This is a genomic window from Microbacterium sp. NRRL B-14842 (assembly GCF_050470785.1).
Genome location: NZ_JBFLUM010000071.1, coordinates 1 through 13,707 on the forward strand (window position 1 = coordinate 1; position 13,707 = coordinate 13,707).

The window sequence follows — 13,707 nt, forward strand, 5'->3', positions numbered from 1 at the left end:
CGATCCGCTCGAGGACTCCACGAGGGTCGTGTCCTCACGGATGCGCCCGTTGACGAGCCCGTAGAGGAGGAGGGAGCGCGCGAGGCGGTGCTTGAGCGAGCCGGTCGGGTGCACCGACTCGTCCTTGAGGTAGAGGTCGATGCCCCACTCCGGCGGCAGCGGGAACAGGTGCAGGTGTGTGTCGGCGCTGCGGTTGGCATCGGCTTCCAGCAGGGCGATCGCGGTGCTGGTCCAGTCGCTCATGCCTCGAGCGTACCGGGGCCGCTGTCAGCCCACCGTGCCCGCGGGGGAGGCGCCGCCCGATCCGTCCACGTGCATCAACGACGCCTGGGACTGCTCCTGCTGGAGCTGGAACTCGAAGCGCGAGCGGTCGCCGCGGTGGTACGCGATGAAGTACTCGATCGGCACGCCGTCCTCACTGCGGCTGATGCTGCGCAGGCGGAGGAGGGCGGAGCCGGCGCTCACACCGAGGTGCTGAGCCTGCTCGTGCGTGGCGACCGTCGCCTCGGCCGAGCGGACGCCGTGCGTGGCGATGATGCCGTGGTCGGCGAGCAGCCGGTACAGCGACGCCTCGGTGAGATCCGCGCCGAGCGTCACCGCCCCCACCGCCTCGGGCATCCACGTGGTCGAGAGCGACCAGGGCTCGCCGTCCACGTGTCGCAGCCGCTCCAGCACGATCACCGGCGATCCGACCGGCACCTCCAGGGCCAGGGCGACCTCCTCGTCCGCGACGGTCTGCTCGTGGCGGAGGACGTCGCTGTGCACATGGCCGCCGCGCCGCTCGACGTCGTCGTACAGCCCGACGAGTGTGTGCACGAGACTCTCGCTCGTGCGCGGGCGGGAGACGAACGTGCCCTTGCCCTTCACGCGCTCGACGAGTCCCTCGTGCTCGAGCTGCGCCAACGCCTGCCGAACGACCGTGCGGGAGATGCCGTAGCGCTCGCACAGCCGGTGCTCGCCGGGAAGAGGATCGCCCGGCTGCAGACCGTCGCGGGCGATGCCGTCGATGATGAGCTGCCGGAGCTGGTCGTACATGGGCGCCGCGCTGTGGCGGTCGATGGCGTCCTCGATGAGGGACATCAGTACGCCACCCCCGCGTGCAGGATCACGTTCGCGTACGGGGTGAACTCCCCGGAGCGCACGAAGGCGCGGGCGGCGTGCGTGCGCCGCTTGAACTCGACGTGCGGGACCAGCTCGATCTCGAACCCCGCATCGGCGAAGCGCTCGCGCAGGGCGTCGAGCACCTCCGGGCTCTTCTCGGCGACCTCGGCCGACACCGTCGCGCCCTCGACGACGAGCTCCGCGAGCACCGTGTCGAGCACGTCGAGGAAGGCGGGGGCGCCGGGGCGGTAGGCGAGGTCGATGCGCTCGGCGCCCGGCGGGATCGGCAGCCCGGCATCGGTCACGACGATCAGATCGGTGTGCCCGGTCTCGCTGATGACGCGGGAGAGCGCGGGGTTGATCGTGGTCGAGGTCTTGCGCATCGTGTGCTCCTGGTTCAGTTCGCGACGGGGGCCGCGGTGCGCGCGGCGAGGAAGGCCTCGACGTCGGCGCGGTGGGGGAGGCTGGGCGAGGCCCCCTGCTTCGTGACGGTGAGGGCGCCCGCGGCGGTCGCCAGCCGCACCGCATCGGTGAGGGCCGCTCCGCTCGCGAGCGCGGCGCCGAGGTAGCCGGCATAGGCGTCGCCCGCGGCGGTGGTGTCGACGGCCTCCACGGGGAACGGCGGGACGACGGTGGCGCCCTCGGCGGTGACGACGCACGACCCCTGTCCGGCCAGCGTGATGACCGCGGCGCCCACACCCTGCTCCAGGAACCAGTGTCCGGCGCGTTCGGCGGAAGCGGCGTCGGTCACCTGGATGCCGCTGATGAGCGATGCCTCGGTCTCGTTCGGGGTGACGATGTCGATGCTCCGCCAGATCTCCGCTGCCAGCTCCGCCGCCGGTGCCGGATCGAGGATCACGGTCATGCCGTGCTCGCGTCCCCGGGCGGTGATGTGGGCGGTCAGGGCGGACGGGGTCTCGAGCTGGGTGAGCAGCACCGAGGTCGTGGGGGCGAGCGCTGCGAGGGCCTCGTCGATCTGCTCGGTGCTCAGGGCGGCGTTCGCGAGCGGCACCATGACGATGTCGTTCTGCGCGGAGGCGTCGACGCGGATGTGCGCGATGCCGGTGGGGCCCGGGACGGTGCGCAGGTGCGCGAGGTCGACGCCGGCGGCGGTGAGACCGTCCACCACGAGGTCGTGGAACAGGTCGTCGCCGACGCAGCCGACGAAGCTCGTGCGGGCGCCGGAGCGTCCCGCCGCGACGGCCTGGTTCGCGCCCTTGCCGCCGAGCATCAGCGTGAACTCGTCGCCGAGGATGGTCTCGCCGCGGGCCGGGAGCCGCTGGGAGAAGGTCGTGACGTCGGCCGTCACGCTGCCGACGATGACGACGCCGGAGCGGTCGCCGGGGTGTGCGGGTGTCATCTCGCTCCTGATCCTCCTCGACAGCGCGGGACTCCCGGTCTTTGACAAGGTTCGGGAGCTGTCATTACATTAGCCGAAGCCCCACCTGTAACGACAGGTTGCCCGCGAGGAGACCCCGATGACCGCGATCGCGCCCCGCCTGTACGTCGACAGCGCCGACACCGACCGTGTCGCGCGGCTGCTCTCCGCGGGGGTCGTGCACGGTGTCACGACGAACCCCACGATCCTCGAGCGTGGCGGGCGGACGGCTGGGGAGATCCCCGACCTCTACGCCCGCTGGGTCGAGGAGGGCGCCCGGGAGGTGTTCTTCCAGACGTGGGGTGGTGACACCGCCTCCTTCCTCCGGAACGCGGAGGGCATCCGCGCGCTCGGCGACCGCGTCGCGGTGAAGGTGCCCGCGACCGCAGCCGGGTTCGCCGCCGCTTCCGCCCTCATCCGTGACGGGGCCACGGTCCTCGTCACGGCGGTCTACTCCGTCGCGCAGGCGCTCACGTGCGCTTCGATCGGTGCCCAGTACATCGCGCCCTACCTCGGGCGCATGCGCGACGCGGGCATGGACGGCGACGCCCTCATCGCACGGATGCAGGAGATGTGCGCGGGCAGCGCCTCCAACGTCCTCGCCGCGTCGCTGCGGACGGCCGATGACATCACCGGGCTGCGCGCTGCCGGCGTCCCCTACTTCACCGCCGCGCCCGACGTGCTCGACCAGGTGCTGTTCCACGAGGTCAGCGACAACTCGGCGGCCGAGTTCGACGCCGCGATGGAGCGTCTCGGCGCCTGACGGGTCAGGCCGAGGCAGCCTGCCGCAACCACCGCTCGACACCCGCGATGTGGGCCGTGGCGAGGGAGGTGGCCAGTGCCGAGTCGCGCTGGGCGATGGCGTCGGCGATGGCGCGGTGCTCCGACAGGGTGCGCTCCACGGCGCCGCCCTCCGTGAGCCCCCGCCACACCCGGGCCCGGACCGTCTGGCTGCTCAGGTGCTCGATGAGGCTCGCGAGGTAGGCGTTGCCCGCCATGCCCACGATCTCGCGGTGGAAGCGGATGTCGTGGTCGACGAGCTCCTCGATGCCGACGGAGGCGTCGACGGCCTCCACCTCATCCTGCAGGGCCGCGATCGCCTCGTCCGTGCCCAGGGTCGCCGCGAGCCCGGTGGCCTGCGATTCGAGCATCCGGCGGACGGCGAACATCTCCAGCATCGAGTCGTCGTCGTGCATGTCCACGACGAACGCGATCGCCTCCAGCAGCAGGTGCGGCTCCAGGCTCGTGACATAGGTGCCGTCACCACGACGGACGTCGAGCACGCGGATGACCTCCAGCGCCTTGACCGCTTCGCGCATCGAGTTGCGGGAGAGGCCGAGGCGCTCGGAGAGCTCCTTCTCCGGGGGCAGGCGATCGCCGGGGGCCAGTTCGCCCGACACGATCATCGCCTTGATCTTCTCGATCGCCTCGTCCGTCACTGCCATGGCGCTCATCCTCGCACAACATCCGATGTCTGCGGCAGGATGGGGGCATGCGCATCCTCGACTCGCACCTGCACCTGTGGGACCCGGAGGCCCTCGGGTACACGTGGCTCGAGGGACCGCTCGCGCGGCGCTTCGCTGCCGGCGAGTTCGAGCAGGCGCGGGTGGAGCGGGCCACGGACGAGCGGGCCGTGTTCGTGCAGGCCGAGACCGCCGAGGACGACTTCCTCGCGGAGGTGCGGTGGGTGGCAGGGCAGGCGGAACGACTCGGGGTGGTCGGCATCGTCGCCGGCGCTCGGCTCGATCGCGGCACCGACACCACGGTGCACCTGGAGAGCCTCACCGCGGAGCCCCTCGTGGTCGGCGTGCGTCATCTGCTGCAGGGGGAGCCGGACGGCATGATGCTCTCGTCGGCCTTCATCTCCGGGGCCCGCGAGGTCGCGGCGCACGGGTGGACCTTCGACGCGTGCGTGCGTGCCGCGCAGCTCCCCGACGTCGCACGACTGTCCGGCGCGATCCCCGAGCTGCGGATCGTGCTCGATCACCTCGGCAAGCCGGAGGTCGGGACGGCTTCTGCTCCGCGCACGCCCTCCGTGGAGTGGGAGCGCGACCTCGCCGAGCTGGCGCGACACCCCGGGGTGTTCTGCAAGGTGTCCGGACTGCCCGCGGAGGCCGGAGGGGACTGGAGCCTCGCGCAGCTCGAACCCTTCCTCGACACGGCGGCCGACGTCTTCGGTCCCGAGCGCCTGATGTGGGGGAGCGACTGGCCCGTGTCGGCGGTCGGCCCCGCGGTACCGGACGATCCCCGCGCTTCCGCCGACGGCTCTCCGGTGTATCAGCCGTCAGCACGCAGCCGCTGGGCCGACGCCGTGGCGGCCTGGGCCACGTCCCGCGGCATCGATCACGACGCCCTCTTCCACGCCACCGCCACCTCCGTCTACTCCCTCTAACCCCCCCCGCCCCCCTTTCGCGGGCGGGTGCAATATGCCACCTCCGGAGCCCCTTCCAGGCCCGCTTCTGATCCCGGGACGGGGGGTGCCGTGCCGCTCACGGTCGTCCCGGCGGGGCGCCTCGTGGCGTGCCGGATGGGAAACGACCCGCGGCAGCCGCATCGAGGAGCGATTCTGATCCCGTCCGCGCGGCGAGGCGGTGTGCGGGATGGGAAAGGAGCCTGCGGGACGGGATGGGGGAGCGGTTCTGATCCCGAACGGCGGGGGCGGGCGAGAAGCGCACGGCGTGCAGAAAGCGCGTGGCGTGCAGAAAGCGCGTGGCGCGCAGACAGCGTGCGGTGTGCGGGATGAGAAAGGGGCGTGCTGGGCGCGGTGGAGGAGCCATTCTGATCCCGCCCGCGTGGGTGCTCGTGTGCGGGATGAGGAAGGGGCGTGCGGGGCGGGATGAGGGAGCGGGATTGATCCCGGCTGGACCGGGACGGGAGGGGACGGGGACGGGACGGGAGGGCCCGGGGACGGGGACGGCCCGGGGTCTCGCGGGGAGACACCGGGCCGTCGGAGAAGACCGGGTCACTCGGGGCGGAGGCGGAGCTGCGCCATCCCCCCGTCGACCTCGATGAAGGTGCCCGTGGTGGAGCCCGCGGCGGGACTCACGAGGTAGGCCACCGCGGCGGCGACCTCGTCGGGGCTCACGAGTCGTCCGTGGGGCTGTCGTGCCTCCAACGCGGCCCGCTCGGCGGCGGGGTCGGCCGCGGAGTCGAGCAGTCGTCCGACCCACGGCGTGTCCGCCGTGCCGGGGTTGACCGCATTGACGCGGATGCCCTCGCGCAGATGATCGGCGGCCATCGCGCGAGTCAGCGCCGACACGGCCCCCTTCGACGCGGAGTACAGCGCCCGCTGCGGGAGCCCGGTGGTCGAGGCGATCGAGGCCGTGTTGCATACGGCGGCGGCGGGGGACTTCCGCAGCCACGGCAGTGCCGCCGACGTCACCCGAGCGATGCCCGTGACGTTGATGGAGAGGACGCGCGCCCACTCGTCGTCGTCGTTCGCGGCGATGTCGCCCTGTGCGCCGACGCCGGCGTTGTTGACGACGATGTCGATGCGGCCGAAGCACTCGGCGACGGCGGCGACGGCGGCGTCCACGCTCGCGCGGTCGGAGACGTCGGCGGTGAACGCGGCGAACCGCTCGTCGGCGTGCGTGGTGTCACGATCGAGGACCGCGACGGTGACCCCATCCGCATGCAGACGGTCGGCGATCGCCGCGCCGATGCCGGAGGCTCCTCCGGTGACGATGGCCACGAGGCCTTCCGCGTCGGTTCCCTGAGTTCGAAGGGTCACTTCTCTGCCTCCCATGCGACGAAGTCCTGGCGCTGGCGGCCGAGGCCGTCGATCTCGATCTCCACCACGTCGCCCGCGGCCAGGTAGGGGTACGTGCCGGACAGGGCCACGCCCTGCGGGGTGCCGGTGAGGATCAGGTCACCGGGCTCGAGCGTGACGTACTGCGACAGGTGGTGCACGATCTGCTCGACCGTGAAGATCATGTCGCTCGTGTTCGAGTCCTGCCGCGGCTCGCCGTTCACGAAGCTGCGGAGGCCGAGCGCCTGATGGTCCACCTCGTCCGGGGTGACCATCCAGGGACCCGTGGGATTGAAGCCGAAGGCGATCTTGCCCTTCGACCACTGCCCGCCGGACACCGCCATCTGGAAGTCGCGCTCCGACACGTCGTTCGCGGCGACGAAGCCGGCCACGTGCGCCATCGACTCCTCCGGGGAGTCGAGGTAGGCGGTGCGGGTGCCGATGACGATGCCGAGCTCGACCTCCCAGTCGGTCTTCTCGCTCCCGCGCGGGATCGTCACCGCGTCGTTGGGGCCGACGACCGTGTTGGGCGTCTTAAGGAAGATGATGGGGATGGTCGGCGGCTCCGACCCCGACTCCGCGGCTGTGCGCGGCGTAGTTCATCCCGATGCAGATCACCGCGCTCGGGCGGGCGATCGGGGCGCCGATGCGCATCGTCGCGGCGTCCGGCAGCTCGGGGAGCTCCCCGGCGTCGCGGGCGGCGGCGACGCGGGCGACGAAGTCTCCCGCAAGGAAGTCGCCGTTGACATCGGATGTCACCGGGCGGAGGTCGAGGTAGCGGTCACCCTCCAGGAGGACGGGGATCTCCGCCCCCGGGGTGCCGAGCCGCGCGAACTTCATGATTCTCCTGATCGTTCGGGAGGCCGCTGCTCAGCGGCCGGTCTCGTTGACAGTATAGACATCGGATGTTTACACTCCAAGAGATCCGCGCGGAAGAACGACCCGCGCATGGAGAGGAACCCCGTGAGCCGTATCGTCGCCCTCGACACCACCGACATCCGCTTCCCCACGTCGCTGAGCCTCGACGGCTCCGACGCGATGAACCCGGACCCCGACTACTCCGCCGCGTACGTCATCGTCCGCACGGACGCCGCCGACGGCATCGAGGGGCACGCCTTCGTCTTCACGATCGGCCGCGGCAACGACGTGCAGGTCGCGGCCATCGACGCGCTCGCCGGACACCTCGTCGGGCGGGAGATCGAACCGCTGCTCGATGACATGGGCGGCACGTTCCGCGAGATCATCGGCGACTCGCAGCTCCGCTGGCTCGGGCCGGAGAAGGGCGTCATGCACATGGCCATCGGCGCGGTCATCAACGCGCTGTGGGACATCAAGGCCAAGCGCGCGGGCCTGCCGCTCTGGCAGCTCCTCGCCCGGATGACCCCGGAGGAGCTCGTCGACCTCGTCGACTTCCGCTACCTCACCAACGCCCTCACCCGCGAGGAGGCGCTGGAGATCCTGCGCACGGCGGAGCCCGGCCGGGCCGAGCGCGAGCAGCAGCTCCTCGCCACCGGCTACCCGGGCTACACGACCAGCCCCGGCTGGCTCGGCTACTCCGACGAGAAGCTCGAGCGCCTCGCCCGCGAGGCCATGGCCGACGGATTCACGCAGATCAAGCTCAAGGTCGGCGCCGACCTCGACGACGACATCCGCCGCTTCCGGAAGGCTCGGGAAGTGTGCGGCCCGGACTTCCCCATCGCGATCGACGCGAACCAGCGCTGGGAGGTCTCCGAGGCGATCGAGTGGGTGAACGCGCTCGCCGAGTTCCACCCCGCATGGATCGAGGAGCCCACCAGCCCCGACGACATCCTCGGGCACGCGGAGATCGCCCGCGGCGTCGCGCCCATCCGTGTCGCCACCGGTGAGCACGCGCAGAACCGGATGATCTTCAAGCAGCTCCTGCAGGCCGACGCGATCTCGGTCATGCAGATCGACGCCGTCCGCGTCGCGGGAGTGAACGAGAACATCGCCAACCTGCTGCTCGCGGCGAAGTTCGACGTGCCGGTGTGTCCGCATGCCGGCGGCGTGGGGCTGTGCGAGGCCGTGCAGCACCTGTCGATGTTCGACTTCGTCGCCGTCTCAGGCACTCGCGAAGGCCGCCTGATCGAGTTCGTCGACCACCTGCACGAGCACTTCATCGTGCCGACCGACATCCAGGGCGGCTCCTACATGGCTCCGACCGCGCCGGGTACGGGCATGGAGATGAAGGCCGACAGCATCGCGGAGTACACCTGGACGGGTGCGCATGTCCACGCCTGAGCGCCTGACCGTCCCGACCCTCGGCTACGGTGCCGCGAACGTCGGCAACCTCTTCCGTGAGCTGTCCGACGACGACGCGTGGGCGGTGCTGGACGCGGCGTGGGAGAGCGGCATCCGCTTCTACGACACCGCTCCGCACTACGGCCTCGGGCTGTCCGAGCGCCGACTCGGAGCCTTCCTGCAGACGAAGCCGCGGGACGAGTACGTGCTCTCGACCAAGGTCGGCCGGCTGCTGCGCCCGAACCCCGACCACGCCGGCGGCCTCGACACCGCGAACGACTTCCACGTACCGGACGACCTCCAGCGCGTGTGGGACTTCTCGGCGGACGGCATCCGGACGAGCCTGGAGGAGTCGCGCGAGCGCCTGGGCATCGAGCGCATCGACCTCCTCTACCTGCACGACCCGGAGCGGCACGACCTCGACCTCGCGCTCGCCGAGGCGCTTCCCGCCCTGGAGCAGTTGCGCGCCGACGGTGAGGTGACCGCGATCGGCATCGGCTCGATGGTGTCGGACGCCCTCGCGGCATCGGTGCGTTCGGCCGACCTCGACCTCGTGATGGTGGCCGGTCGGTACACGCTGCTGGAGCAGCCCGCCGCGGTCGACGTGCTGCCCGCGTGCCGCGAGACCGGGACCGGGATCGTCGCGGCGTCGGTGTTCAACTCCGGCCTGCTCGCCTCGAACGAGCCGCGACGCGATGGCCGCTACGAGTACGGGCAGCTCCCCGACGAGCTGTGGGACCGCCTCGTGCGCATCGCCGCGGTGTGCGCCGATCACGATGTGCCCCTGCCGGCCGCGGCGATCCAGTTCCCGCTGCAGTCTGACGTGGTGCGCTCGGTGGTCGTCGGGGGCAGCCGTCCGGCGCAGCTCCGGCAGAACGCCGAGTACGCTGCCCTGGAGATCCCGTCGGCCCTGTGGGAGAACCTCGCGGCCGAGGGCCTCATCCCCACCTCCTGACCCCCGTCCACCGAGAGGAGCCGCCGTGCTCGAAGGAATCCACCCGCTGCTGACCGGGGAGCTGCTGCTGCATCTCGACCGGATGGGGCACTCCGACGCGGTGGTCGTCGCCGACGCGCACTTCCCGGCGTGGGGACTGGGCGCACGGGTGGTCGAACTTCCCGGGACCACGACGCCGGAGGTCGTGGCCGCGATCCGCAGCGTGCTGCCACTCGACGACGCGCCCGGCATCGACCTGATGACCTCGGCCGACGGCGAGGTGCTGGATGTGCAACGCGAGCTCATGGCCGCGGCGGGTACGGAGCTCGACACCACGCGCTTCGTCGAGCGCTTCGCGTACTACGAGGTCGCGAAGGAGGCGTACCTCATGGTGCGCACGGGGGAGACGCGCAAGTACGGCAACGCACTGCTCCGGAAGGGCGTGGTCGGCCACCCCTCGGCCTGACTCCGTTCACAACTCAGGAGCTGCGTCGGTGAAAGCGGCTGGACGGGCCGTTTCGACGCGGAGCCGCGCTCTTCTCCTGAGTTGTGAACGCCGGGTTCACCGCCCGACGGTGGACTCCCGCACGATGAGCTCGGCCGGGAACGGCGTCGGCGCCGGCGGGGGAGCGGTCGGATCGGCGAGGAGTTGCAGCAGCGCGGCCCCGGCGGCGCGGCCGATCTCGTAGCCGGGCTGCCGCACGCTCGTCAGCGGCACCACGCCCTGGTGTGCGGCGGCCACGTCGTCGAAGCCGACGAGGGCGATCTCCTCCGGCACCCGGATGCCGTGGCGGAGCAGCTGCGTCAGCACACCGAGGGCCACCCCGTCGTTCGCGGCGAAGACCGCGTCCGGGCGCTCGTCCGCCGGGAGCTCGACGAGGCCTGCCCCGGCGCGGAGGCCGTCCTCGGTCGCCAGATGCTCGACGTCGAGGACGGAGACGCGGACGTCCGTGCCCGCCACCGCATCGCGCAGGCCGGCGAGGCGGTCGTTCGATTGGCTGACCGTCGGGGCTCCGAGGAACAGGATGCGGCGTCGGCCGAGGGACAGCAGGTGCTCACCGGCCAGCCGTCCTCCGCCGCGGTCGTCGAAGGTGACCGCGGCGACGGAGGGCGAATCCCGGATGGGGCCGACGACCACCGAGCGGATCCCGCGGGTCGCGAGTTGCTCCAGCCGCGGCACGACATCGCCGCGCGGATAGATGATGATGCCCTGCACCCGGTGGGCCTCGAACATGTCGATGTTCTGCTCCTCGCGGGCGACGTCGCGGGCGCTGTCGCTGAAGAAGAGCGACCAGCCGCCCTCCCGCGCCACGTCGTCGACGCCGCGGGAGAGGTCGTTGAAGTACGGCAGCCAGGCGTCGAGGAGGATGAGGGCGAGGGCCTTGCTCGATCCCGCGCGGAGCTGGCGGGCCGACTCGTTCGGCACGAAGCCGAGCTCGGCGATCGCGGCGCGCACCCGCTCGCGGCTGGCGGCGCCGAGGACGTGCGGGTGATTGAGGTAGTTCGACACGGTCGATGCCGAGACCCCCGCGAGAGCCGCGACGTCCTTCACGCTCGCGGACATGGGTCTCCTTCGACGGTGGGGCCGTCGGTGTGCGGCCCGATGAGGCCCAGGCTAGCGGAGGACTTGTAACGTGCCAAGAAAGTTCTTGACACCCCGGTCGACGGCGACGTAGCGTGACTCGCACACCGGACTTGTAACGTGCCAAGTCCGCGCGGCGACGGTGCCGGACACCCGCCGGAGGAGCGCTCATGAACATCGGCTGCCACGGACTCGTCTGGACGGGGACCTTCGACGCGGACGGCATCCGGCTCGCGGTCGAGAAGACGAAGCAGGCGGGCTTCGACCTCATCGAGTTCCCGCTGATGGATCCGTTCTCGTTCGACGTCGCCGCCGCGAAGGCCGCCCTCGCGGAGCACGGACTCGCGGTCAGCGCCTCGCTCGGGCTCTCCGACGAGACCGACATCACCAGCGGTGACCCCGCCGTGGTGGCCGCGGGCGAGGCGCTCCTGCTCCGCGCGGTCGACGTGCTCGCCGAGCTCGGGGGCACGCACTTCTGCGGCGTGATCTACAGCGCCATGAAGAAGTACATGGATCCGGTCACGCCCGAGGGTCTCGCCTCGAGCCGTCGGACGATCGCCCGAGTGGCCGACCACGCCGCCGAGCGGGGAGTCTCCGTCTCGCTCGAGGTCGTCAACCGCTACGAGACCAACGTGCTGAACACCGCGCGGCAGGCGCTGGCGTACCTCGCTGAGGTCGACCGTCCGAACCTCGGCATCCACCTGGACACGTACCACATGAACATCGAGGAGTCGGATATGTTCGCGCCGGTGCTCGATGCGGCCCCGGCCCTGCGGTACGTGCATATCGGCGAGAGCCACCGCGGCTATCTCGGCACCGGGACGGTCGACTTCGACACGTTCTTCAAGGCGCTCGGACGCATCGGCTACGACGGCCCCATCGTGTTCGAGTCGTTCTCCTCGGCCGTGGTCGCGCCTGACCTCAGCCGCATGCTCGGAATCTGGCGCAACCTCTGGACGGACAACGACGAACTCGGGGCGCACGCGAACGACTACATCCGCGACAAGCTCGTGGCGGTCGACTCCATCCGCCTCCACTGAGGCCCGCGGGTGCTTCGAGATCAAGATGTTATTACAGGTCTTCCCCCGCCGCCGATCGTTAGATACATTTAGATACAACTTGCACTGACCCGGGTGCAGGACGCAGAATTGATCCGATGTTTACGGCGGAACGGTCCGCCGAAATCGCGACAGAACCTTCAAGGAAGCAGGTGAGCGCATGAGTGGACCCATCCTGAGGGTCGAGGGGATCAGCAAGGGATTCCCCGGTGTCCAGGCGCTGAAGGACGTGCATCTCGAGGTGCGCGCCGGCGAGGTGCTCGTCCTCGTGGGTGAGAACGGTGCCGGCAAGTCCACCCTGATGAAGATCCTCTCCGGGATCTACACCAAGGACGAGGGCACGATCACGTTCGAGGGGCAGGAGGTCGAGCTCACCAGCCCGCTGCAGGCGCAGGAGCTGGGGATCACGATCATCCACCAGGAGCTCAACCTGATGCCCGACCTCACGGTCGCGCAGAACATCTACGTCGGCCGCGAGCCCACGACGGGCCCGTTCCTGTCGGAGCGGAAGCTCAACCGGCAGACGGCCGAGCTGCTGCAGCGCCTGGACATCCACCTCGACCCCCGCCAGCGCGTGGGAGAGCTGACGGTGGCCGAGCAGCAGATGGTCGAGATCGCCAAGGCGCTGTCCTTCAACGCCAAGGTCCTCATCATGGACGAGCCGACGTCGGCCCTCACCGACAGCGAGGTCGAGACCCTCTTCGTCCTCATCGAGCAGCTCAAGGCGCGCGGCACCGGCATCGTCTACATCTCGCACCGCATGGACGAGCTGCGCCGCCTCGCCGACCGCGTGACCGTGCTCCGCGACGGCACATACATCGGATCACTCGACAAGTCCGAGATCACGATTCCGACGATCATCGAGATGATGGTCGGCCGCGTGATCGACGAGGGCACGCGTCCGCAGGCGCGGGAGCATCTCAACGACCCCATCGTGCTCGACGTGCAGGGGCTCTCCACGCGGAAGCTCCTCAAGGACGTGTCGTTCCAGCTGCACAAGGGCGAGATCCTCGGATTCGCCGGCCTCATGGGCGCCGGCCGCACCGAGACCGCCCGGGCCGTGATCGGCGCCGACCACCGCGACGGCGGCACGATCACGATCGGCGGGCGCACCGTCCGCATCGCACAGCCCGCGGACGCGGTCAAGCACGGCGTCGGCTACCTCTCCGAGGATCGCAAGCTGCTCGGCCTCATGCTCGAGCAGGACGTCACCTTCAACACCGTGCTCGCGTCGCTCGGCTCCTACGCCAACGGCATCGGCTGGATGGGCGACAGCAAGGCGAAGAACCGCACCAAGGAATACGTCCAGCAGCTGCGGGTCAAGACCCCCTCGGTCAACCAGGTCGTCAAGCTCCTCTCCGGAGGGAACCAGCAGAAGGTCGTCATCGCCCGGTGGCTGATGCGCGACTGCGACATCCTCATCTTCGACGAGCCGACGCGAGGCATCGACGTCGGTGCGAAGGAGGAGATCTACCGCCTCATGCAGCAGCTCGCCGACGCGGGCAAGTCCATCATCGTCATCTCGTCGGAGCTCCCCGAGATCCTCCGGGTCGCGAACCGCATCGCCGTGTTCGCGAACGGCCGCATCACCGGGACGCTCCGCAACGAGGAAGCCAGCCAGGAGAAGATCATGCAACTCGCAGCCCA

14 protein-coding genes and 1 pseudogene are annotated in these 13,707 nt (G+C 70.4%); 7 read left to right on the forward strand and 8 right to left on the reverse strand.

Features of this window, described 5'->3' with window-relative positions; translation table 11 throughout:
- The 4 genes from AB1285_RS24720 to AB1285_RS24735 form a co-directional block, all read right to left on the reverse strand.
- A partial coding sequence (locus AB1285_RS24720; protein WP_429978093.1) for a pyridoxal-phosphate dependent enzyme occupies positions 1-243 on the reverse strand: 243 nt, incomplete at its 3' end.
- A gap of 24 nt (positions 244-267) precedes the next feature.
- Complete coding sequence (locus tag AB1285_RS24725) at positions 268-1,080, reverse strand: GntR family transcriptional regulator (protein WP_187662531.1); 813 nt, start codon at positions 1,078-1,080, stop codon at positions 268-270.
- Positions 1,080-1,484 (reverse strand): D-ribose pyranase, encoded by a 405-nt coding sequence (rbsD, locus tag AB1285_RS24730; protein ID WP_187662530.1) that lies wholly within the window; start codon positions 1,482-1,484, stop codon positions 1,080-1,082. The genes AB1285_RS24725 and rbsD overlap by 1 nt, the downstream gene beginning before the upstream one ends.
- Before the next feature lie 14 nt (positions 1,485-1,498).
- Entirely contained in the window at positions 1,499-2,461 is a 963-nt protein-coding gene (locus AB1285_RS24735) for a ribokinase (protein WP_259954360.1), read from the reverse strand.
- Positions 2,462-2,579: 118 nt separating this feature from the next.
- On the opposite strand from AB1285_RS24735, the gene AB1285_RS24740 reads away from it, so the two are divergent.
- Positions 2,580-3,242 (forward strand): transaldolase family protein, encoded by a 663-nt coding sequence (locus AB1285_RS24740; protein WP_370429158.1) that lies wholly within the window; start codon positions 2,580-2,582, stop codon positions 3,240-3,242.
- 4 nt (positions 3,243-3,246) lie between these two features.
- Here AB1285_RS24740 and AB1285_RS24745 read toward each other — a convergent pair whose 3' ends face one another.
- Complete coding sequence (locus tag AB1285_RS24745; protein WP_187662527.1) at positions 3,247-3,924, reverse strand: FadR/GntR family transcriptional regulator; 678 nt, start codon at positions 3,922-3,924, stop codon at positions 3,247-3,249.
- 47 nt (positions 3,925-3,971) lie between these two features.
- Here AB1285_RS24745 and AB1285_RS24750 point away from each other — a divergent pair, with 47 nt between their 5' ends.
- Entirely contained in the window at positions 3,972-4,871 is a 900-nt protein-coding gene (locus tag AB1285_RS24750) for an amidohydrolase family protein (RefSeq protein WP_370429157.1), read from the forward strand.
- Positions 4,872-5,441: 570 nt separating this feature from the next.
- Here the strand turns inward: AB1285_RS24750 and AB1285_RS24755 are convergent.
- Positions 5,442-6,209, reverse strand: a complete 768-nt coding sequence (locus AB1285_RS24755; protein WP_429977410.1) for an SDR family NAD(P)-dependent oxidoreductase — start codon at positions 6,207-6,209, stop codon at positions 5,442-5,444.
- A pseudogene (locus AB1285_RS24760) lies at positions 6,206-7,067 on the reverse strand (fumarylacetoacetate hydrolase family protein). The gene AB1285_RS24755 and the pseudogene AB1285_RS24760 overlap by 4 nt, the downstream one beginning before the upstream one ends.
- 123 nt (positions 7,068-7,190) lie before the next feature.
- Between AB1285_RS24760 and AB1285_RS24765 the strand changes: the two are divergent.
- Genes AB1285_RS24765 through AB1285_RS24775 form a run of 3 tightly spaced genes read left to right on the forward strand, consistent with a single transcriptional unit; the run spans position 7,191 to position 9,886 of the window.
- Positions 7,191-8,486 carry an L-fuconate dehydratase gene (locus AB1285_RS24765; RefSeq protein WP_370429155.1) on the forward strand — a complete coding sequence of 432 codons (1,296 nt, stop codon included), beginning with the start codon at positions 7,191-7,193 and terminating at the stop codon, positions 8,484-8,486.
- Positions 8,473-9,441, forward strand: coding sequence for an aldo/keto reductase (locus tag AB1285_RS24770; RefSeq protein WP_370429154.1), 969 nt, complete (start codon positions 8,473-8,475; stop codon positions 9,439-9,441). The genes AB1285_RS24765 and AB1285_RS24770 overlap by 14 nt, the downstream gene beginning before the upstream one ends.
- Before the next feature lie 25 nt (positions 9,442-9,466).
- Positions 9,467-9,886 (forward strand): RbsD/FucU family protein, encoded by a 420-nt coding sequence (locus AB1285_RS24775; RefSeq protein WP_292793385.1) that lies wholly within the window; start codon positions 9,467-9,469, stop codon positions 9,884-9,886.
- 96 nt (positions 9,887-9,982) lie between these two features.
- On the opposite strand, the gene AB1285_RS24780 is transcribed toward AB1285_RS24775, so the two are convergent.
- Positions 9,983-10,984: a LacI family DNA-binding transcriptional regulator gene (locus tag AB1285_RS24780; protein ID WP_370429153.1), complete on the reverse strand. Its 1,002-nt coding sequence runs from the start codon at positions 10,982-10,984 to the stop codon at positions 9,983-9,985.
- Between the two features lie 188 nt (positions 10,985-11,172).
- Between AB1285_RS24780 and AB1285_RS24785 the strand changes: the two genes are divergently transcribed.
- Positions 11,173-12,042: a sugar phosphate isomerase/epimerase family protein gene (locus AB1285_RS24785; protein ID WP_292793379.1), complete on the forward strand. Its 870-nt coding sequence runs from the start codon at positions 11,173-11,175 to the stop codon at positions 12,040-12,042.
- 178 nt (positions 12,043-12,220) lie between these two features.
- A partial coding sequence (locus tag AB1285_RS24790) for a sugar ABC transporter ATP-binding protein (protein ID WP_429978094.1) occupies positions 12,221-13,707 on the forward strand: 1,487 nt, incomplete at its 3' end.